The organism is Bacteroides clarus (assembly GCF_015555825.1).
In the GTDB taxonomy this organism is placed as follows: domain Bacteria; phylum Bacteroidota; class Bacteroidia; order Bacteroidales; family Bacteroidaceae; genus Bacteroides; species Bacteroides clarus.
This window is the reverse complement of record NZ_JADNLF010000014.1, coordinates 17,533-38,947: the sequence shown is the minus strand read 5'-3', so window position 1 is coordinate 38,947 and position 21,415 is coordinate 17,533. Positions and strand designations below refer to the sequence as shown.

The following is a 21,415-nucleotide window of genomic DNA, read 5'->3' as shown; positions in this document are numbered from 1 at the left end:
TTACTCTTTCACGATTTGATTAGTATATTTCAATATTAATTGTATAGTAGAGTCTGTATCAAAAACAGAGTTTAACCCTTGTTCCTCTTGAGCCGGATCACCCAAATAGGTATCTCCGGGTTGCCAATAAATATGTTCCGAATGAGGTCTTCCAAGTCCTCCCCATGCCCAGAAATTGCAACCTGCCAACACTCCTTGATTACGGCTACTAAGTACCACTTGCTCAAACACATTCTCCATATATCTATCACGGCATTCTGTTGGAACATCCAACTGATACTTACGTCCGTCACGAGGCATTCCAAACTCCTCAATAACAACCGGTCTCTGGTGCTTGACACCCAGTTCAATATGCTCTGCTATATATTTATTGGTCCGCTCAATGCATAGCTCCAATGAGTCTTTCATATTACTTCCGTCAACCCATCCCCAGTTGAGCGGCCAAATGTGCAATGTGAAATAATCAATATCCGATTTTGTATGAATACGTTCATAAAGAGATTTATCAAATTCAGATCCTGCAATACCTTCAGAACCGGAAGAGATCAAATGATTGGGGTCCAAAGAGCGTATGTGTTTCGCCACTTCTGTCATCCAATTCTCAAACGCTTCTTTATTCTCATCACCAAATGCATGTGGTTCATTGCAAATTTGCCATGAGAAAATCGTAGGATCATCTATATATTTTTCACCTGTATAAGAATTAACCCTATGTACAACATTTGTTATATGCTTTTTCAGCAACTCAGTGCATTCGTCACAAGTTGCATATTGCGATACATAATCAATATATGTATTCCAGCCATCTTTAGATGGTATAGGAGCCACTCCATGTCCGGTCCATTCCAAATATTGTCCATAGCCTCCACTCCATTCCCAGCTATTTGTAAAATACAAGACAGCGTACATCTCCCTTTTTCCCATTTCTGCCAAAAGGAAATCCAAACCATCAAAAATAGTATCATTATAAACACCCGGTAACTTTTGCAAAGTTGGCATCACTTTGGTCAGTGTTCCGTCTTGTCCATCGGCTCCGATTAATATACGTAAATTATTTATTCCGATAGAATCTAAATAATCTAATTCTTGAACCAAACGCTCTCTATCGCCTCCTTCACCCTGAGAAGCCAAAATTGCCCCATACCAGAAATTTGTACCGACAAAATAATAGGGCTTACCATTCACTTCAAAATGAGAGTTGTTAATTCTAACAAATTTATCTTCAGTGTTAGAGCACGAATGAAGAACCAGTACAAAAGAAAAGAATAATATTAAAAATCTAAAACGATGCATAGTTTACGTACATTTAATAAGAGCCTGTTCAAATCGCCTTATAACAAAATTCAAACAGGCTCTCAAATAACTAAAATTATTTTTTTCTATATAAGCGGAAATTATCAAGTCCTATGTCCACTGTTTCCGCATTTCCTCCGTGAAGAGATATTTGGAATAAGAAAGCAGCTTCCGGATTTTGAGTATACCCTTCAAATAGAACATCGGTCATCTCTAAAACCATTGTTTGCCACTTACCATGAGTATTAGTTACTCCATGCTCTTCTGGTTTCCACAGATAATGAGTTTGATCAAATTGGAAGTAGTTGCCACTGAAAGGTTTTTGTGTAAACATTTCAAACTTCATGCACCAATTTTCAGGATTTTCCCACATTTCCTTAGGCCACATAACTGCATTAGCTATAAAAATATACCAATTGGCATGAAGAACTTCATTCATATAAAAATACTTACCATTGCAAGGTGCAATATCGCCTTCACGACTTCCATCTGTAACCAAGTTGTCCGTTCCAGCCCAACCAAATCCACCTTCAAAACCTTCAAAAAGATTAGTATCATCGCGGTATAGCACAGGAGCAATTACAGTTGATTTTTTACTTAACACTTTAATCTGGCTTTTATTCGATACTCCATTAGGTACTACTACTGTTACAAAAGTGGCTTGCGTTTCAGTAATTTCAGCTTTGGCATCACCAAAGAACACCTCTCCAGCATCTGCCGTCACATCATATAAATCAAAGTTGTTACCACACACTTTCACTGTCTCCCCGGCAACTGCCCATTCATTGTCCAAACCTGTAACAATTAAATCCGGAATTGACACAGCAAGGTCAGTTTCTGCAACAAGGTCTGCAACATTTACTCTAATCTTATTTGTAGGTTCTCCTTCAGGAAGTTCACGAGGAATTTGCAGCGTTATCCGATTCGCTTCCCGAAAGACATCTCTAATATTAAGTTCTACTCCGTTTACATTGATTGAAGTAACATTATCCAACCCCTCACCATGAACAACTACCCAGTCGCCTAAGTTACAAGCACTCAACGATGTCTCTAAATCTGTAGTTGAAGTAATTTTCATTACCTGAGGTTGAGCCATATTGTCTGTATCATTATCGCAAGCTACAAACAATAGTGCACAAAGTATCATAAAAAAACAAAATTTACTTTTCATAATTTTCCATTTTTAAATTACCATCCAGGATTATTCTCCAATATCGCATCGTTTGAATCTATTTCACCTACAGGAATAGGGAATAACAAACTTCTACTTTCACGACGCTTTATCACATTGTTCTCATCGATATCGATATCATTCATTACAGGCAAATAGATTCCCCAACGAACCAAATCCCAACGTCGGTTACCTTCCAATGCCAATTCTCTACGACGCTCTTCCAATACGAATGAACGAAATTCCGTTTTATTCATATTTACCGGTGCATCCGAAGCATTGCTACGTCTCCGAATTTTATTTAATTCAGCATAAGCATCTGAAGTCGGACCATTCAATTCATTTTCAGCTTCAGCAAAAATCAGGAAAGCCTCAGCATAACGCAACCACGGATAAGGGAAATCTCCATATCTTTGAGTCGGATCTGATGTACAGAAGAACTTTGTCAATCTTGCAATAGCATTTTGATCAAAATCAAAATATACATCCTCCTTTTTATATCCATAAGTCGGATCTTCTGCTTCAACTTTATCTTTATGCTTTTCCGGATAATAACGGTATTGTCCTGTTTCCAACTCCGGATCACCGGTCCATCTATGAACAACACCTTCCAATATTCTGGCATCCTGCTCTTCGAACAATTCATACCAATGTGAACGCAAGCCAAACCATCCACCTTCCTTACGGTGCATTGTAGTAAGATCCATTAGCCCAATAAAATTATATGCCAACGAATTACCTAATGATGAATCGCTTGAAAGAGACTGTAAAGAGAACATATGTTCTTTCGTATTACGGTTCTCGATTTTCCAGATTTCACCCCAAGTTTTAAACAACTCATAATCGCCACTCTGAATTACTTCATAAGCTTTCTCTTTGGCTAACTTAAAATACTCTTGAGAATCAAAAACCTCATAACCGGCAACTACACTTTTAGCATAAGTAATCGGAGCGGGCTTCGCAATTTTCACACGTATTCCATTTTCATCCTTAAACGCAGGTCCTCCCAATACTGTAACTTCCGTTCCGGCCGGAGCAGCCCCCGATGCCATAGTCAGATAAACTTTTGCTAACAGCAAACTGGCAGCACCACTGGCAGGACGACCCGGTTTATGTTCCTGAGACTTCATAGAAAACATAAGAGTCTCTGCCATTTTCAAATCTTTTATAATCTGAGCATACACTTCTGATACCGCTGCACGAGGTTTGTGAGGTTCATCTCCTTCAGATACAGACGTTTCATGAATAGGGCACGGTCCATAAGCTCTTACCAACTGGAAATAAGCAAATGCCCGCAGAAAATATAACTGTCCAAGCGCATCATTCTTAGATTCTTCTGATAATGAACCCATTTCAGCTACTCTAAGCAGGGCTTGATTTGCACGATGGATAATATTATAAGGTCCTGTCCATGTTACATTATATCCCCAAAACTCAGTAAAAACTCCAGCTCCAATACCGGACATCGCCCAAGCCGGTCCCGTCACATCATCGCTATCCAATTCCCACATCTGTTCAAACGCGCCATATAAGAAGTACTCTCCGGAATTAAATGTTGAATACACTCCATTTAACCAATATTCTTTTGAATCTTCTGAATCGCCGACAAGACCGGGACCTATAAAATCATATTCCTTTTCTGTCAAAAAGTCATTACACGAAGTAATAGTAACAGAGGCTATTAACAAAGCTATTAACAATCTGATCTTCATAATATAAAGAATTAACTATAATACTAATTTAAAATTTAATGAATAAGTACGATTAGACGGATAAGAGAATACATCTACTCCTCTACGAGAAGCATCTCCACCGAATGCGTTAACTTCCGGATCATACCAACTATAATTACTAATCGTAAACAAATTCGTCATTGTAACGCCAACCGTCAATGAGTTAACAAATTTCACAGGTGATCTAAACTTATATTCCACATTCAGACTTTTTAATCTCAAATATGAACCATCTTCTACAAATCGATCTGATACTTGGAGTTGTCTGCTCATATTCTCTGTCGGTTTAGGCCACTTCGCATTTTCGTAATTGTCCGGAGTCCAACGTGTATCATAGGCTTCCTGCGTTATATTACTAACTTCCACCATTTTTTGCTCCATCAAATTACCATTAAAGATATCATTTCCCACACTTCCTTGGAAGAACATACTCAAAGACAAGTCTTTCCATTGGAAATTATTTGTAAAACCAAAGGTGAAATTTGGATTGACATCTCCAATTATCGTTCGGTCATCCGAAGTAATTCCGGGCTTTCCATCCAAATCTTTATATTTGATTTCACCAAGTTTAGAACGGATAACAGCACTCGAAGCATTGGCATATGCGGGATCTGCACGTACTTCAGCTTCATTATCATAGAATCCATCTTCAACATAGCCATAAATATATCCTACCGGACAATTATTCCGCTGAATAAACACTTGGTCAACATCTGACCACAGAGCTTGTGCAAACTGGTCGGTCTTCAAACCTTTTATCTTGTTCTTATTAAAAGCAATGTTAGCATTGATGTCCCAACCAAAATTCTTCTGTGCTATAATAAATGCTTTCATAGACAATTCTAAACCACGGTTGATCATATTACCGGAGTTTACAATTTTAGAACCAAATCCGGTACTGGACGGAATGATTATGTTTTGTAATAAGTCTCTCGTCTTTTTATGATACAAATCAACTGTAAAATTCAAACGGTTATCGAAGAATCCCATTTCAAGTCCTAAATCCGTCTGTTCAGTTGTTTCCCAAATCAACTGTGTATTATTCAAGAATGAATCAACACCTCCACTTACGATAGAACCATTCAATGCAGAACCAACCGGAGATAACGATGAAACAGTTTGATATGAGCCTATAGCCTGATTACCAGTTTGACCATAGCTGGCACGTAACTTCAAATTACTAAAGACATTCCAATTCTTGATGAATGATTCCTCTGAAGCTCTCCAAGCAAGAGCCACTGACGGGAAAAATGCCCAACGGTTATCCTTTGAAAATTTACTAGAACCATCATAGCGAAATGATGCTGTAAACAAATACCTCTCTTTCAGATTATAATTCACTCTACCTAATACAGAAGCTAAAGAAGACATACCTCGTCCACTTGAGGGCTTATTTTGTTGTTTCGCAGCTCCTAAATTCCACATTAACAAATAATCATTATCAAAGTCATATACAGAAATTGCCTTACTACCATAATCTGAGCGCTCTGCCGTAAATGCAGCCATAACATTCAAATGATGATCTTTCTTAAATACCTTATCATAAGTCAACATTGATTCCATGACCAATCGAGTACTCCAACTGTCAGATTGAGAAGCTTTACCATTAGGAGCATTCCTACCATCCAAAGTAGTGCTACCATAATAAGAATAATTATTATTGCCAACATAACTTACACCTGCTGTCTGCTTGAATTTCAAGCTCTTCAAGATATCGACCTCCAAATAATTGGATGAAAATATATTATAAGTTACTGTCTGATCTTTTGAATCACGTATTTGCAAATAGGGATTAGCCGCAAGCCAGTCCACACGCGTAAATCCACCTTCAATATTCTCATCATAAATAGGCAAATCAGAAGGATACCACAAAGCAGAACGAACGACACTATTTGAGCTAGTACTTGCCTTCACATAATCTCCTACACTCCGTACTACCGACGTACTTGTACCAACGCGGATAAAATCGCGCAAATTTCTATTGATATTGGTACGCAAGCTAATACGGCTATAACCGGAACCTTCGATAACACCCTTTTGGTTATAGTAACCACCAGAAACAGAGTAGTTCCCTTTTTCACTTGCTCCGGAAATACTCAAATTGTATTCTTGCGTTACACCTGTTTTGTAAATCACATCCTGCCAATCAGTTCCTGTTCCATTCAAATATCCATTTTCAAAATCTTCATAAGACGGTCTATAATATCCCTGAGCAGGGTCATAATATCCCGGTCCTGTTATCGGATACGGCAATTCATCATCTGCATTATCGTAATACATATAATTACTTACTGCTTCATTTCTATAACGAATATAAGTAGGACCATCCAATACGTTTATTCTCTTTAAAACATTAGAGAAACCATAGTTTGCCGAGAATTCAATCCGATCATTCCCTCTTTTTCCTTGTTTTGTTGTTATCAATATAACTCCATTAGCACCTCGCGAACCATAAATAGCTGTAGACGAAGCATCTTTCAAAACCGTAAGAGTTTCAATATCAGATGGATTAATTAATGAAGACGCTCCTTCAAAAGGAACTCCATCGACAACATAAAGAGGTTCCGTACTTGTTGAGAATGAGTTAATACCTCGAATCAAGATATTCATACCTGCACCCGGAGCACCGTCTGTTTGAGTTACATTCACACCTGCAATCTTACCTTGCAATCCTTGTGACACACTCAACGGATTAGCATCTAACAAATCAGAAGATTCCAATACACTTACAGCACCGGTAAGATCCGACTTCTTAGCTCCACCATACCCAATAACGACAACTTCATCAAGTAATTCTGAATCTTCACGCATAGAAACATCCAACATTGTTTGATTCGCTTTCAAAGCAACTTCCTGTTCTTGATAACCTACACAAGAGAAAGTCAACTTCGACGTTCCTTTAGGAACTTTCAAACTAAACTTTCCTTCCACATCCGTAATAGTACCCACACTAGTACCTTTTACCAACACATTCGCTCCTATCAAAGGAGAACCATCTGCAGCATCCGCCACAGAACCTCTAATAATAACCTCCTGGGCTACAATCTGACATTCAAATAAGAATGCCATTAAAAAGAATAGTACATTTTTCATGCTATTTAAAAATAAGATCAATATAGATTAATAATTTCACAATAAGCAATCATTCTATTCAACTAAATATCCAGATATTTTCATCTTTCTTAAAACCGATATATCTCATAGATTAGACACGACAAAATTAGACCATTGTCATGCAAAAAACTAATACTATTTTATCATATTCAAATGATACGTTCGCATTAAACAACAAAAAAAGAGGCATCCTTTCGAATACCTCTTCCAGTTCTCTACAAATACACCAAATGTTATATAACAATTTTCTTCTTCCGATAGTTTTCACGAAACTCTTTAGGCGAGCATCCTTTTTTCTTTCTAAACATTCTATTAAAGTTAGATAAATTATTAAACCCACAATCATAACATATTTCAGCAATAGTCTGACTTGAGTCAACTAACAATCGTGTAGCAAACCCTAAACGAATATCAATAATATAGTCAGAAAGAGTTTTACCTGTGCGCAAATGAAAAAAACGGCTAAATGACACTGGAGTCATTCCTACCATCTCTGCCATATCTGCCAAACGTATATCTTCTTGATAATGATCCGCAATATACTTCTGAATTTTTTGCACGCGACGACTGTCTGAAAAATTGTCTATTTTAGCAAACGAAGAACTAGAAAGCACTTCTACATTGTCATACAGAGATAGTTCATAAAGTATTCGAAGAAAATTCATTACCGCATAAAATCCCTGTTCTTCAGAAGCCAACTTATCCAACCAATTATAGACTTTCATAATAGCCTGCATTGGAAAGCTAATACCACATTGTGCTTTTTCCAACATCCGGCGAATACTATCAAACTGATTTTTATTGATAAAGTCTTTAAAGAAAAGATCTGAAGAAAACTGAATTGTAATTTCTCGGATATCCCTTGAAGTACATTCATGTTGTTCCCACACATGCTCCAACTCTTTACCTGTAATCAACACTAAATCATAATCCCCGATAACCTCCGCAGAATCACCGACTACCCGACGCACTCCGGAAGCATGTTCCGTAAAATTCAACTCATATTCGGCATGGCAATGAATAGGATAAGTAAATTCAGTTTTACGACGATCTGCAATATAAAAACAATCACGTTCAGACAAAGGGGTTATCTCCCTCATAATGTAGTTTGGGTTTTCCATTTCTATTAGTTAAAAAAGTATCACATATTGCAAATATAGCCATTATTTTCATTCCAATATTTACAAAATCCATTTTAACTCTTAAATGACTAATTTATTATTGCAAAAAAGCGCAGAGTATTTTAAAGAATTTACTTACTTTTGCTTTCACAGTTTTTACTACCTTATAATAAAATTCAACTAAAACCTACAGATATGATCAATTCCATCTATTCTCCAGCCCCTGACAGATACGACCGCAATATGAAGTACCGTCGTTGCGGTAAAAGCGGCATTCTGCTCCCTGAAATATCTTTAGGGCTATGGCACAATTTCGGTGATGTCAATGCATTCTCCAACTCTTTAGCAATGGCACATTACGCATTCGACCGAGGTATTACCCATTTCGATCTTGCCAACAACTATGGTCCTTCCTGCGGCTCCGCAGAGGAAACATTCGGCATGATCATGAAGAAATCATTCATGCCCTATCGGGACGAATTATTCATTTCCACCAAAGCAGGACATGAAATGTGGCCGGGTCCTTACGGAGATTGGGGTTCCCGAAAATCTTTGATGAGCAGCCTCAACCAGAGTCTGAAACGAATGAATCTGGATTATGTAGACATCTTTTATACCCACCGTTACGATCCCAACACTCCTCTCGAAGAAACACTTCAAACACTGGTTGATATCGTACGACAAGGCAAAGCGCTATATATCGGCATTTCCAAATATCCTAAAGACAAAGCAGAGTTCGCCTATAAATACCTGGAAGAGCGGGATATACATTGCCTCCTCTATCAAGGTAAATACAGCCTGTTCAACCGTGAACCGGCAGAAGAAGGCATCCTGCGACAAACCAAAGAGAACGGTACCGGTTTCATCGCCTTCTCTCCTCTGGCACAAGGCTTGCTTACAGACCGCTACCTGAACGGTATTCCAGAAAACTCGCGCATCGCCAAAGGCGGCTTCCTTAAAAAAGAAGCGCTGACAGATGAAGTCTTGAGCAAAATCCAAGCACTGAATGCACTCGCTATCCGTCGCGGCCAGACCCTTGCTGAGATGGCGCTCGCATGGATACTGAAAGACGACTTGGTGACCTCGGTCATTATCGGGGCAAGTTCCGTCGGACAATTGGCAGATAATCTGAAAGCGATGGAAAACACGGCTTTCTCCGCTGAAGAATTAGAAAGTATTTATCAGATTGTAAAATAGTTGCGATAAGCCTGCATACAATAGGGTGATGATGTATTTACCATACATTCATCACCCTATTTCTTTATCGTTCGCCGCACATTTAACACATTTATTTTTGAACCTTTTATTTTTTATCTTGTTCTTTCTCCAAAAGCCTAAGGTACCAATAGGGCAGGAATTTATATTTAACCTAAACAATTATAGAAGTATGAAGAAATTTATTCCCTTATTATTAGCGGTCTTCGCAATAGCATTTGTTTCTTGCGAAAAAGACCCCGACATGGATAAGCTGGACAGCAAGTATCTGGTTTATACCAATTATGACACGAAAGCAGACTTCAAAGCTTTCGAAACTTACTACTTACCGGATAGCATACTTGTTATCGGCAACAGTAAAGACGCCGAATATTGGAAAGACGAAAGCGCGCAGGAAATCCTCAGCGCATACGTTACCAATATGAACAACCGCGGTTATCTCCGTGTGGACAACCGTGAAGACGCCGACCTCGGTTTGCAAGTCAGCTACGTAAAGAGTACCTACTACTTTACAGACTACGGACGCCCCGAATGGTGGTGGAACTATCCGGGCTATTGGGACGCTCCTTACTGGGGTAACTGGGGCGGATGGTACTATCCGTATGCCGTAAACTATGCTTATAGTACCGGTTCCTTCATCACCGAATTGCTGAACCTCGACGCTCCTCAAGGCGAGAAAGAGAAACTCCCTGTTCTGTGGACCAGCTACATGAGCGGATTATTGAGCGGTTCGACTTCTTTCAACACCAAGATGGCCGTAGAAGGCGTAAACCAATCCTTTACACAATCTGCCTATCTGAACAGAATGAGTGCTCAACCGAGATAAGCAGCCAGCTTCTTCTATCCCGATAGCAAGCTATTGTTGAATTTATAAAACAAGAACAAGTATGAAAACATTGAAATATATATCTTTGAGGGCATTCGCCATTGCAGCCCTCGCCCTTGCCTTCGCCATGCCGGCAAAGGCACAGATGACCGATAACGGTTACGCCAACATCGATTGGCAGTTCAACTTCCCCTTAAGCAACCACTTCGCCGATAAAGCCAGCGGATGGGGTATGAACTTTGAAGGCGGTTACTTCCTGACGTCCAATTTTGCTTTAGGAGGCTTCCTTGCTTATCATAGCAATCATGAATATTTCAGCCGTCAGACCTTGCCGGTTGGCGAAAGCGGTAGCTTGAACACCGACCAGCAGCACACCGTATTCCAGTTGCCTTTCGGTCTTGCCACGCGTTACGCATGGAACCGCGGCGGTGCATTCCAGCCGTATGTAGGCGTCAAACTCGGCGCACAATATGCGCAGTTGAAGTCCACTTTCAACGCGTTCGAAACCAACAAAGATACATGGGGCTTCTATGTATCCCCCGAAATCGGCTTCAACGTCTATCCGTGGGCTTACGGTCCGGGTCTGCACTTCGCGGCCTATTATAGCTACGGCACCAACAAAGGCGACCTCTTCACTTACAGTGTAGACGGTGTGAATAACTTAGGCTTACGTATCGGTATCGCATTCTGACATACACACCTAAAGCTTAACAGAATAAATTAATTGTTTCAAGAAAAGGAGAGGCTGCCTGACAATCCAAAGTCAGCCAGCCTCTCCTCTATTTTTTATTCGGACGTGATACCTTACTTCAACACCGCCCGATACATCGCTTCCTGTATTCTCCCCCTAATATCCAGCTTTAGCAGCTTCGAGTTCCATACGTCCGGATAAATACGGTTGCTGAGAAAAACATAAACCAAACCATTATCCGGGTCCACCCATGCGCAAGTACCGGTAAAACCCGTATGCCCGTACACCGATGCCGGGGCGGAAGGCGCGCAAGGACTTTTTGCCGGGTTCTGCATATCCGGCTTATCGAATCCCAGGCCGCGGCGACAGCTTCTGGCAACCGTAGTGGTAAAGAGCCTGCAAGTTTCCTTGCTCAAATAGCGTTTTCCATCCAGTTCACCGCCGTTCAGTAACATTTGATAAATCCGTGCCACTTCCCCAGCCGTAGAGAATAATCCCGCGTTGCCGGAAACACCACCCTGAAAAGCGGCAGACTCATCATGCACGAATCCTTGCAGAGTCGTTTTCCTCAGGAAAGGGTCAACGGACGAAGGAACGATCTCCTCTTCAGGCAAGAACCGTAACGGAAGATACCCGGTGCGCTTCAACCCCATCGGAGTATAAAACTCCTGAGCCAGAAACTCATCCATAGGCATTCCCGCACGCGCCTCAACCAGTTGCTGCAACAGAATAAAGCCCACGCAGCTATAACGATACCGTTTATCCTTCAGAGGGGTATCCGCGATTTTTTGAAGATACTCTTTTTTGAAAGACTTGTTCAGCCAAAGGCTGTCACAAACCTGCAACGTACATTCGGCTGTACGTACTTTCGAAGTCAGTCCCGGACGGAAACGGAACTTCGGATTAGCCCATGTCTGCCGCCCGATACGGGTAGGATGCTGCGCATCCGCCCTTGCCTTGAACAATGTACCATCATAACTGTCCTTGTCGACGACCTCCAGATAGAACAACAAAGTGGAAGGTAACCCCGACTGATGGAACAACAATTCCCTGACAGTGATATTACGTTTATCCGTATCTTGCAAGTATGGAAGATAATCAGCCACACGGTCTGTCAGGTTCAAGCGTCCTTTATCATACAGCTTCATTACGGCCAATAAGGTAGCCGTGGTCTTCGTCAAAGACGCAATATCATATACGGATGCCGGCGTCACCGGAGCAGCGGCTTTATTCTTAGCCGTATTCCATGTATAAGTGCCGAAAGCCTTATTATACATCTCTTTCCCATCCTTCAAAATCACTACCTGACATCCCGGATAGGCGCCTTCCCGTATACCTTCGCGCGCCAGCGTATCAATCCGCGCCAGCAAGCGTGAATCCAGCCCATGCTCTTCGGGTACGAAATGCGGCTCTGTCTGCGGGTTCAGGTCTACCCCCTCTCCGGTAGCGAACAGACCGCCGATACTTGCCGAAAGCCTGCCGTCAGCCACAGCGTCCGCATAGAGTATCCCGGCTACCTGCCGCTGCACATCCTCATCCGAAGAATGAGCCAATACCACCGCTTCGGCGGCCGATATGCCCCGATGTATCTGCAACAGTTGCTTAGCGGGAATGAAGAACACGTACACCACCGGAACATCCGGGGCAAACTCCGCAAAGAAAGACTGATAAGCGGCCAAACGATGCTCGGTGACGCATACCAGAATACGTTTATATTTTGACAGCTTATCCCTCAAAGCCTTACGCCCCGCTGCCGACAGGTCTTTCCCCAATTGGAACTCTACCGGACGCGTATATCCGGACAGTTGTTTGATGAAAGGCCGTATCTCCGCAGCCGCACCTACATTCAGTACGGCAACATCCTTTATCGACGGGTCCAGCGGCAGCACTTCCGTTGCATTACCCAGCACGGTAATGGCAGCCATGTTCAGACGGCGAATCAAATCACGTGTATAAGGCGTATTAATCCGGGTTCCCAAACCGGAAAGACGAATCATCGGCTTCTTATTCAGCCCCAAAGCATATTTATAAGTCAACACCTTCCTGCACTTCTCCTCTACCGCCTGTTCCGTCAGCTCGCCACGTTTTACGGCAGCCAATACGGCATCCACCTCTTCCTTGATACGCCGTGGAACGAGCAGCAAATCATTGCCCGCTTTCAACGCTTTCAAACAGAGCGACCCATTATTCGACACCCCTTTCATCGCCAAGGCATCCGTAAAGATAAGTCCCCGAAACTTCAACTCGCGTGTCAGCAAGTCATAAACCACATTACGGGAAAGAGAAGACGGCAATCCGCTTTGCGCCTCAAAAGCGGGAACTTCCAGATGCCCTACCATAATACCGCTCAACCCTTCCTGAATGACTTTCTTAAAAGGATACAGCTCCACACTATCCAGACGCGCACGCGTGAAAGGTAACGTAGGAAGCGCCTTGTGCGAATCCACATCCGTATCCCCATGACCGGGGAAATGCTTGGACACCGAGAGTACCCCGCCGTCTTCCAGCCCTTTGGCATAAGCGGTAACCTTATCGGCCACGTTCACCGGACTCTCACCGAAAGAGCGGGTATTGATGACCGGATTCTTCGGATTGATATTGACATCCGCCACAGGGGCGAAATTCACCTGTACACCCAGTTCCCGGCACTGCCTTGCCATCTCCCGGCCGTATTCATAAAGCAAGCTGTCGTTCTGTATGCAGCCCAGCACCATATTCTTCGGAAAGACGGGCGTACCCCGCAAGCGCATGGACAGCCCCCACTCCCCGTCGAACGTAATCAGCAGAGGAATATCCGCCATGCGCTGCGCCTCATTCGTCAGCATAGCCTGGTTCTGCATCAAGCCGCCGGAGAACAGCAGGCCGCCAACCTTGTAATCCTCAACCACCTTGCGCAACAACTCCTTGTTGGCTTTATCCTGATAGGGGGCGATTGTATAAATAAAAAGCTGTCCTATACGTTCCTTCAGACTCAGTTTATCCAACACCGAGTCCACCCACTGCCTGCACCGCACATCATCCAGTACCGGCCTTACTAACAACGGTTCCACGGGAGCCGCAACGGCAGGTGTCGCCGGACACCGTTTCGCATCCGAAGCGAAACGGCCGCAACATCCCATTATCATCAGAACAAATAGTAACAGTCTTTTCATCTACTACTCCTTAGTCAACGTCAAATCCAATTCTCCTACGAAAATACCGCTCTTTCCGGTGTGCAATACCGGGACACTCTTGCCCTCGGCATTCAGGTAAAAGGCCGGCTTCTCCATAAAGGTGTGGGAATGCCCGCCCAGAATTACATCGATACCTTTGGTTTCCGCCGCCAGTTTCTCGTCGCAAACTTCATTCTTTATGCGGAATCCGAGATGAGAAAGGCAGATAACCACATCGCATCCCTCTTGTGCGCGCAGCCGGTCGGTCACTTCCTGCGCTGCGGCAATCGGGTCGTTGTAAACGACGCCTTCGCACTTATCGGCCTGTACCAAGCCTTCCATTTTGGGACTCAACCCAAATACGCCGATTTTCATTCCGTCGCGGTTCAGTACAACGTAAGGCTTCACCAGCCCTTCAAGGACGGTTCCGGTGACATCATAGTTGGCGCACACCACCGGGAAATCGGCCATGCGGAACAAACGCGCCATATTATCCAGCCCGAAGTCAAACTCATGGTTACCGATAGTCATGGCGTCATAGCCCATGAGGTTCATCATCTTGACTTCCACCTCACCTTGGAAAAGGTTGTAATACGGCGTACCTTGCGAAATGTCGCCGCAGTCAAAGAGCAGGACATCCGGATTTCCGGCACGAAAATCTTTCAGAAAAGTGGCACGGCGCACCACACCGCCCATACCGGCATACCGGTCGGCAGCATGCGGGTCAATCGGTTCGATACGGCTATGGGTATCACTTGTGTGCAGAATGACCAGTTGTTTGGTCTGCTGTGCCGATGCTGTCAGCAATACGCAGAATATCAGCAAGCAATATATAGATATACGTTTCATCGAATTCTCTTTTTTTAGTTTTCCGTTCTTAATCTTCTACCGTGATTCGTCCTTCCATGCGCGAAGTAATCTTCTTTCCCGCTGCCGTCTGCCGCTCCACATAGTCCATAAACAGGCCACGCAAGGTTGCTCCCGGAGGACAGTCTCTCTTCTCGCCCTGAATAAGGGCGGTCATACCGTCATTGCCGTCGGCCAGATAGTCGATGGTGGCAACCGTGTACAGCTTGTCGTCGACAACCGGCTTGCCGGCTACGGCAACCCGGAGCAGTTTGCCGTCTTTGGTAATCTGCAATTGCACGCCGCTGACTCCTTCGCCGCCGCGCGCCGCTATATTTTCAAACAGATGGTTCAGATAAACGCCCTTCAGAGTTACCACACAAAGCGAGTTCTCAAACGGCAGTATTTCGTAGATATTACCGCAGGTAACGGCACCTTCGGTCAGCACATTGCGCAGACCGCCCATGTTCACAAGCCCCATATCGGCAGGTTTTCCGAGCACTTGCGCGGCCGCTCCGCGCAGCACGTCGGCCACCAGATTGGAAAGGAGACTTTCGGGAGCGCCTTTATCCATAGACATTTCGGCAGTGCCCACCACCCGGTACATCATGCTGTCTATCTTTGCCTTATAGGGGGCAAGCAGCGCCATAGCTTCCGTATCGGGATTAACATCATACGTGGAATCCATCGGTTGCATACGTCCTTCCACTTTCGTCACTTCGCAGGCCGAATGGCAAGATGCCAACAAAAACATCATTGCCAACGCTGCGCCGGAAACGAATTTCAAATAACTTTTCTTCATATTTGTTCGTTTTAAATTGCTACAAATATACTTTTCTTTTGCTGTAATCCCAAAGAGGGGATAGTTTTTCTTTCAATCTGACAAAAAAGAAAAAGCGTACATCTCTTTGTCAATCAAAAGAAAAACTCTACCTTTGCACCGCTTTCGCGCAATCGCTGTCAGGACACCGAGTGAGAAGCCTGGTATGTTGCGTTGTAACGATCAAACAATTTAATAATAAGAACAATGGATTTAATTAAAATTGCAGAAGAAGCATTTGCTACCGGCAAACAACACCCGAGCTTCAAGGCAGGTGACACTGTTACAGTAGCATATCGTATCGTCGAAGGTAACAAAGAGCGTGTACAGTTGTACCGCGGCGTTGTTATCAAGATTGCCGGACATGGAGACAAGAAGCGTTTTACCGTACGTAAAATGTCTGGTACTGTAGGTGTAGAACGTATTTTCCCGATTGAATCACCGGCTATCGACAGCATCGAAGTGAACAAAGTGGGTAAAGTTCGTCGCGCCAAATTGTACTATCTGCGCGCTCTTACCGGTAAGAAAGCAAGAATTAAAGAAAAAAGAGTCAACGGTTAATTCCGAACTCCTATTTCTAAATAAAAAGGGGAAACCGATTGATTCGGTTTCCCTTTTTTAATATCTCAAAAGCCCCGTCCCACGGGATGGAATTATTTGTCTCAGGAGACGGATAAATCCATCTCACGAGACGAATGCAACCGTCTCGCAAGACAAAAACATCCGTCCCGCAAGCCGGTTCTCGCGGTGTACACCAACAACGCCCCTTCACCCGCTATCCCGTATGGATAAAGGGATGTGAAAGGTGAAGGGGGTACAGGAAAACTTATGTTCCTTACAAGGATATTCTTTTTTCGTAGGATGAAAAAGACTTTTCACCATAGGGAAAAATTCGTTCGATACGGTTGGAAATCTCTTTTGATGTACATCAAAAAACAATGCCGCCCTGCCGGAACATCACGTTCCGGCAGGGCGGCTATACCTTTATTAAAGACTGCGCTTATTTAATATCTCTCAACTCCCAACCCAGTGCACTGGCTCCCAGTACGGCTGCATCAGAGTCTTTCAGCTCGGACATCATCAGTTTTGCCTTGCCTTTGTAAATAGTCAGGACATTGTCATCGATAGCTTTCTGAATAGGCTTGAAGATATAATCGCCTGATTTAGCCAATCCGCCGAACAGAATAATGGCTTCGGGACTGGAGAAAGCGATAAAGTCCGCAAGAGCCTCGCCCAGAATGGTACCGGTAAAATCAAAAATATCTTGCGCCAGCTTGTCGCCTTGAACGGCCGCGTCGTACACATCCTTAGACGTGATATTTTCGGCGGGAATGGAACGCAACAAACTCGGTTCGGTACGTGCGGTAAGGAACTCACGTGCAGTACGCGCCACACCGGTAGCCGAGCAATAAGTTTCCAAACAACCATGACGGCCACATCCGCAAAGACGACCGTTTTCGCGGCGGATAATGGTATGTCCCAGCTCTCCGGCGAAACCGTCGTGTCCGTATACCATCTGGCCGTTAATAACGATACCGCTACCTACGCCTGTACCCAGCGTTATCATGATGAAGTCTTTCATACCGCGTGCGGCGCCATAGGTCATTTCACCGATGGCGGCGGCATTGGCGTCATTGGTCAGCGCGGTGGGAATACCCAGACGTTCTTCAAACATGGCGGCCAAGGGGATTACCCCTTTCCACGGAAGGTTCGGGGCGAATTCGATTGTACCGCTATAATAGTTGCCGTTAGGAGCGCCGATACCGATACCTTTTATTTTATCGACACCGCCATTTGCGATAATCAGCGGAAGAAGATTCTTACATACTTCGTCTACGTAATCTTCCGCCCGTTCATAAGCTCCCGTCTTGATGGAACCACTTGCAAGAATAGTGCCACGTGCGTCCACGATACCAAAGACGGTGTTCGTTCCGCCTATGTCAATCCCCACTACATAGGGTTTTTCCATGTTTGAATTCATGATATTTACTTTTTTGTTTAAAGGGTTAGTTATAACATTAATGGTTACAAATTACACAAAGAAAAACGACACTGCAAAATCTTTTTTTAAAAAACTTCGCTCCATTTGCAACTTTTCGTGACATCGGTGCGTCTAATAGTGAAAATTAATAAGAACAAAGCAATAAACAGGGAAAATCGTGATACAACTAAAAGACATCAACAAAACCTATAATAACGGGGCGCCGTTACACGTTCTCAAAGGCATCGATCTCGACATCCGGAAAGGAGAGTTCGTGTCCATTATGGGAGCGTCGGGTTCCGGAAAATCCACGTTACTTAATATATTAGGCATTCTGGATAACTACGACACCGGAGAGTACTATCTGAACGGTACGCTTATCAAAAACCTGAGCGAGAACAAAGCCGCCGAATACCGTAACCGTATGATTGGCTTTATCTTCCAGTCATTCAACTTGATTTCCTTTAAGGATGCGGTAGAGAATGTAGCTCTCCCGCTCTTCTATCAAGGCGTAGGCCGCCGGAAGCGCAATGCCATGGCACTGGAGTATCTGGAGCGTTTGGGACTGAAAGACTGGGCGCACCACATGCCCAATGAGATGTCCGGCGGACAGAAGCAGCGTGTCGCCATTGCCCGTGCGCTGATTACCCAACCCCAGATTATCCTTGCCGACGAACCGACCGGCGCCCTCGACAGCAAAACTTCCGTAGAGGTTATGCAGATTCTGAAGGACTTGCACGAAACGGGCATGACCATCGTCGTCGTAACTCACGAGAGCGGCGTGGCCAATCAGACGGATAAGATTATCCACATCAAGGACGGCGTGATAGGCAGTATCGAAGATAATCCGAATCATGACGCGTCGCCATTCGGCAAGGACGGATATATGAAATAATGACCACCTTATAGCATTACCACATTAATCATGATAGACCTTTGGCAAGAAATATACGGTACCATCAAGCGTAACAAGTTGCGTACGTTCCTCACCGGTTTTGCGGTGGCATGGGGCATCTTTATGCTTATCGTACTGCTGGGAGCGGGCAACGGCATCATCCACGCTTTCGAGCAAAACGCCTCCGAGCGCGCGCTGAACTCCATTCGTCTGGGCGGCGGCTGGACTACCAAGTCATACGAAGGACTGAAAGAGGGACGACGCATCCAAATGGAGAACAAAGACCTCGCCGCAACCGAGAAATACTTTCCGGATAACATTATCACCGCCGGCGCCACACTGCGGCAAGGCGATGTAAACATCAGCTTCGGACAAGAATACATCAATATCTCGCTAATGGGCGTACACCCGAACTACGTGCAATCCGAAGCCATAAAAACCGCGACCGGACGCTTCATCAACCGGAACGATATCAAAGAACGGCGGAAAGTTATCATTCTTCATAAAAAGTCGGCGGAGATTCTTTTCGGGAAGTCGCATACGGAGCCTGTCGGCCGGTTTGTCAATGCAGGTGGCGTAGCCTATCAGGTAGCCGGACTGTACGAAGACCAGGGCGACCAGAGCAGCGTGGCCTTTATCCCCTTCTCTACCCTGCAAACCATTTATAACAAGGGCGACAAGCTTAACAATATCATCTTCACCACCAAAAACCTCACGAGTGAGGAAGCCAATGAAGCCTTTGAAAAAGAATACCGGAAAGTCATTGCCGCCAATCATCGTTTCGACCCGGAAGATGAAGGCGCAATCTGGATATGGAACCGCTTCACACAGTACATACAGACGCAGAACGTTGCCGGTCTGCTTCGTACGGCCATTTGGGTGATAGGTATCTTTACGTTGCTGAGCGGTATTGTAGGTGTATCGAATATCATGCTGATTACCGTCAAGGAGCGCACACGCGAGTTCGGCATACGGAAAGCGCTGGGCGCAAAGCCTTTCTCCATCCTTTGGCTGATTATTGTGGAAAGCGTCACGATTACGACCTTCTTCGGCTACATCGGCATGGTAGCGGGCATCGGAGTGACCGAGTGGATGAATTCCGCCTTCGGCACCCAAACGGCAGACACGGGTATGTTCCAGGCCAGAATGTTCTCCGACCCCACAGTAGACATCGGCATCGCCATACAAGCTACGCTGACTTTGATTATCGCAGGTACACTCGCGGGATTCTTTCCGGCCAGAAAGGCGGTAAGCATCAGTCCCATTGAAGCACTTAGAGCAGATTAAACGATTATGAGAATAGACATGGATACGTGCGAGGAAATCCTCGTCACGATAACAAGAAACAAGACGCGCAGCCTGCTGACGGCCTTCGGGGTGTTTTGGGGCATCTTTATGCTTGTGGCACTCATCGGCGGCGGACAAGGCATGCAGGAGAAAATGAAATCGCAGTTCGAGGGCTTTGCCACCAACTCCGGATTTATCGCCGCGCAAAAGACGAGTGAGGCTTATAAGGGATTCCGCAAAGGCCGCCGGTGGGACTTGGAATTGGAAGATGTGGAACGGGTGCGCGGCATCGACGGAATAAAGATAGCCACTCCGTCATTCGCTCTTTGGGGACAAACAGCCGTTTACGGCGAAAACAAATACGAATGCAGCGTCAAAGGCTTGTACCCCGAGTACGAACAGGTAGAACATCAGGAAATGACCTACGGCCGCTTTATCAATGACGTGGATATACGGGAAGCGCGAAAGGTATGCGTCATAGGCAAGCGCGTGTACGAAAGTCTTTTCAGACCGGGTGAGGACCCCTGCGGAAAATATATCAGGGTAAACGGCATTTACTACCGTGTCATCGGCATGTGCTCTTCCGAAGGTAACGTCAACATACAGGGACAGGCTTCGGAAGCCGTCACCCTGCCTTTCACAACGATGCAGCAAACGTACAACCTGGGACAAAGAATAGATGTCGTATGCTTTATCATGAAACCGGGAGTAAAGGTTACGGATGTAGAACCGGAGATAGAACGTCTTGTCAAAGCCGCCCATTATATCTCACCGGACGACAAACAAGCGGTCATGTTCCTTAACGCAGAGGCAATGTTCTCCATGATGGATACCCTGATGACAGGCACGCGCATCCTTATCTGGATGGTAGGCTTGGGTACCCTGTTTGCCGGCGCCATCGGCGTATCCAACATTATGATGGTTACGGTAAGGGAACGCACTACGGAGATAGGCATACGGCGTGCTATCGGCGCCCGTCCCAAAGACATTCTGCAACAAATCCTTTCGGAAAGCATGGTACTGACCACCGCAGCCGGTATGGCAGGCATCTCTTTTGCCGTCCTTGTGCTGCAAATACTGGAAAGCGCGGCGAATGAACCGGGAATAATCAAGACGCATTATCAGGTGTCCTTCGGGTTGGCTATCGGCACCTGCGCCCTCCTCATCGCATTGGGAGTATTGGCGGGACTGGCGCCCGCCTACCGTGCAATGGTCATCAAGCCGATTGAGGCGATAAGGGATGAGTGATACGAGGTGACAGGGTGATAAC

The 21,415-nt window shown here is 44.6% G+C and carries 16 protein-coding genes; 7 read left to right on the top strand and 9 right to left on the bottom strand.

All coding sequences use genetic code 11. The features are described 5' to 3' along the window. The 5 genes from I2F54_RS14125 to I2F54_RS14105 form a co-directional block, all read right to left on the bottom strand. Positions 1-1,293 (bottom strand): glycoside hydrolase 5 family protein, encoded by a 1,293-nt coding sequence (locus I2F54_RS14125; protein WP_195501518.1) that lies wholly within the window; start codon positions 1,291-1,293, stop codon positions 1-3. A 76-nt stretch (positions 1,294-1,369) separates the two neighbouring features. Beyond that, the gene (locus tag I2F54_RS14120) at positions 1,370-2,464 is read right to left on the bottom strand and encodes a glycan-binding surface protein (RefSeq protein ID WP_195501517.1); all 1,095 of its coding nucleotides are present in this window, start codon (positions 2,462-2,464) and stop codon (positions 1,370-1,372) included. Between the two features lie 17 nt (positions 2,465-2,481). Beyond that, the gene (locus I2F54_RS14115; protein ID WP_195501516.1) at positions 2,482-4,176 is read right to left on the bottom strand and encodes a RagB/SusD family nutrient uptake outer membrane protein; all 1,695 of its coding nucleotides are present in this window, start codon (positions 4,174-4,176) and stop codon (positions 2,482-2,484) included. A gap of 15 nt (positions 4,177-4,191) precedes the next feature. Further along, positions 4,192-7,290: a SusC/RagA family TonB-linked outer membrane protein gene (locus tag I2F54_RS14110; RefSeq protein WP_118047243.1), complete on the bottom strand. Its 3,099-nt coding sequence runs from the start codon at positions 7,288-7,290 to the stop codon at positions 4,192-4,194. A 254-nt stretch (positions 7,291-7,544) separates the two neighbouring features. Then, positions 7,545-8,432: an AraC family transcriptional regulator gene (locus I2F54_RS14105; protein WP_004292320.1), complete on the bottom strand. Its 888-nt coding sequence runs from the start codon at positions 8,430-8,432 to the stop codon at positions 7,545-7,547. Between the two features lie 195 nt (positions 8,433-8,627). Here I2F54_RS14105 and I2F54_RS14100 point away from each other — a divergent pair, with 195 nt between their 5' ends. From I2F54_RS14100 to I2F54_RS14090, 3 genes are all read left to right on the top strand, one after another. Continuing rightward, positions 8,628-9,629 carry an aldo/keto reductase gene (locus I2F54_RS14100; protein WP_195501515.1) on the top strand — a complete coding sequence of 334 codons (1,002 nt, stop codon included), beginning with the start codon at positions 8,628-8,630 and terminating at the stop codon, positions 9,627-9,629. A 190-nt stretch (positions 9,630-9,819) separates the two neighbouring features. After that, positions 9,820-10,473 (top strand): DUF4136 domain-containing protein, encoded by a 654-nt coding sequence (locus tag I2F54_RS14095; protein ID WP_022219374.1) that lies wholly within the window; start codon positions 9,820-9,822, stop codon positions 10,471-10,473. Between the two features lie 61 nt (positions 10,474-10,534). Continuing rightward, positions 10,535-11,164, top strand: coding sequence for an outer membrane beta-barrel protein (locus I2F54_RS14090; RefSeq protein WP_195501514.1), 630 nt, complete (start codon positions 10,535-10,537; stop codon positions 11,162-11,164). A 113-nt stretch (positions 11,165-11,277) separates the two neighbouring features. On the opposite strand, the gene I2F54_RS14085 is transcribed toward I2F54_RS14090, so the two are convergent. The 3 genes from I2F54_RS14085 to I2F54_RS14075 are packed head-to-tail and all read right to left on the bottom strand — an operon-like array spanning position 11,278 to position 15,964. Beyond that, positions 11,278-14,316: a glycoside hydrolase family 3 N-terminal domain-containing protein gene (locus I2F54_RS14085; RefSeq protein ID WP_195501513.1), complete on the bottom strand. Its 3,039-nt coding sequence runs from the start codon at positions 14,314-14,316 to the stop codon at positions 11,278-11,280. 3 nt (positions 14,317-14,319) lie between these two features. Beyond that, positions 14,320-15,165 carry a bifunctional metallophosphatase/5'-nucleotidase gene (locus I2F54_RS14080; protein ID WP_009122349.1) on the bottom strand — a complete coding sequence of 282 codons (846 nt, stop codon included), beginning with the start codon at positions 15,163-15,165 and terminating at the stop codon, positions 14,320-14,322. 28 nt (positions 15,166-15,193) lie between these two features. After that, the gene (locus I2F54_RS14075; RefSeq protein ID WP_195501512.1) at positions 15,194-15,964 is read right to left on the bottom strand and encodes a 5'-nucleotidase C-terminal domain-containing protein; all 771 of its coding nucleotides are present in this window, start codon (positions 15,962-15,964) and stop codon (positions 15,194-15,196) included. 225 nt (positions 15,965-16,189) lie between these two features. Between I2F54_RS14075 and rplS the strand changes: the two genes are divergently transcribed. After that, positions 16,190-16,543 (top strand): 50S ribosomal protein L19, encoded by a 354-nt coding sequence (rplS, locus tag I2F54_RS14070; protein ID WP_009122351.1) that lies wholly within the window; start codon positions 16,190-16,192, stop codon positions 16,541-16,543. A 439-nt stretch (positions 16,544-16,982) separates the two neighbouring features. On the opposite strand, the gene I2F54_RS14065 is transcribed toward rplS, so the two are convergent. Next, complete coding sequence (locus I2F54_RS14065) at positions 16,983-17,963, bottom strand: ROK family protein (protein ID WP_022219378.1); 981 nt, start codon at positions 17,961-17,963, stop codon at positions 16,983-16,985. Positions 17,964-18,141: 178 nt separating this feature from the next. On the opposite strand from I2F54_RS14065, the gene I2F54_RS14060 reads away from it, so the two are divergent. The 3 genes from I2F54_RS14060 to I2F54_RS14050 are packed head-to-tail and all read left to right on the top strand — an operon-like array spanning position 18,142 to position 21,393. Further along, the gene (locus tag I2F54_RS14060; protein ID WP_022219379.1) at positions 18,142-18,858 is read left to right on the top strand and encodes an ABC transporter ATP-binding protein; all 717 of its coding nucleotides are present in this window, start codon (positions 18,142-18,144) and stop codon (positions 18,856-18,858) included. Between the two features lie 30 nt (positions 18,859-18,888). Beyond that, positions 18,889-20,145 (top strand): ABC transporter permease, encoded by a 1,257-nt coding sequence (locus I2F54_RS14055; RefSeq protein WP_022219380.1) that lies wholly within the window; start codon positions 18,889-18,891, stop codon positions 20,143-20,145. Between the two features lie 6 nt (positions 20,146-20,151). Next, complete coding sequence (locus I2F54_RS14050; protein WP_087426868.1) at positions 20,152-21,393, top strand: ABC transporter permease; 1,242 nt, start codon at positions 20,152-20,154, stop codon at positions 21,391-21,393. Positions 21,394-21,415 lie beyond the last annotated feature (22 nt).

Coding starts and splice junctions, on each gene's coding strand:
- I2F54_RS14110 (WP_118047243.1), bottom strand. CDS start 7,290: ATGAAAAATGTACTATTCTTTTTAATGGCATTCTTATTTGAATGTCAG.
- I2F54_RS14125 (WP_195501518.1), bottom strand. CDS start 1,293: ATGCATCGTTTTAGATTTTTAATATTATTCTTTTCTTTTGTACTGGTT.
- I2F54_RS14075 (WP_195501512.1), bottom strand. CDS start 15,964: ATGAAGAAAAGTTATTTGAAATTCGTTTCCGGCGCAGCGTTGGCAATG.
- I2F54_RS14050 (WP_087426868.1), top strand. CDS start 20,152: ATGAGAATAGACATGGATACGTGCGAGGAAATCCTCGTCACGATAACA.
- I2F54_RS14120 (WP_195501517.1), bottom strand. CDS start 2,464: ATGAAAAGTAAATTTTGTTTTTTTATGATACTTTGTGCACTATTGTTT.
- I2F54_RS14055 (WP_022219380.1), top strand. CDS start 18,889: ATGATAGACCTTTGGCAAGAAATATACGGTACCATCAAGCGTAACAAG.
- I2F54_RS14105 (WP_004292320.1), bottom strand. CDS start 8,432: ATGGAAAACCCAAACTACATTATGAGGGAGATAACCCCTTTGTCTGAA.
- rplS (WP_009122351.1), top strand. CDS start 16,190: ATGGATTTAATTAAAATTGCAGAAGAAGCATTTGCTACCGGCAAACAA.
- I2F54_RS14080 (WP_009122349.1), bottom strand. CDS start 15,165: ATGAAACGTATATCTATATATTGCTTGCTGATATTCTGCGTATTGCTG.
- I2F54_RS14065 (WP_022219378.1), bottom strand. CDS start 17,963: ATGAATTCAAACATGGAAAAACCCTATGTAGTGGGGATTGACATAGGC.
- I2F54_RS14085 (WP_195501513.1), bottom strand. CDS start 14,316: ATGAAAAGACTGTTACTATTTGTTCTGATGATAATGGGATGTTGCGGC.
- I2F54_RS14115 (WP_195501516.1), bottom strand. CDS start 4,176: ATGAAGATCAGATTGTTAATAGCTTTGTTAATAGCCTCTGTTACTATT.
- I2F54_RS14100 (WP_195501515.1), top strand. CDS start 8,628: ATGATCAATTCCATCTATTCTCCAGCCCCTGACAGATACGACCGCAAT.
- I2F54_RS14090 (WP_195501514.1), top strand. CDS start 10,535: ATGAAAACATTGAAATATATATCTTTGAGGGCATTCGCCATTGCAGCC.
- I2F54_RS14095 (WP_022219374.1), top strand. CDS start 9,820: ATGAAGAAATTTATTCCCTTATTATTAGCGGTCTTCGCAATAGCATTT.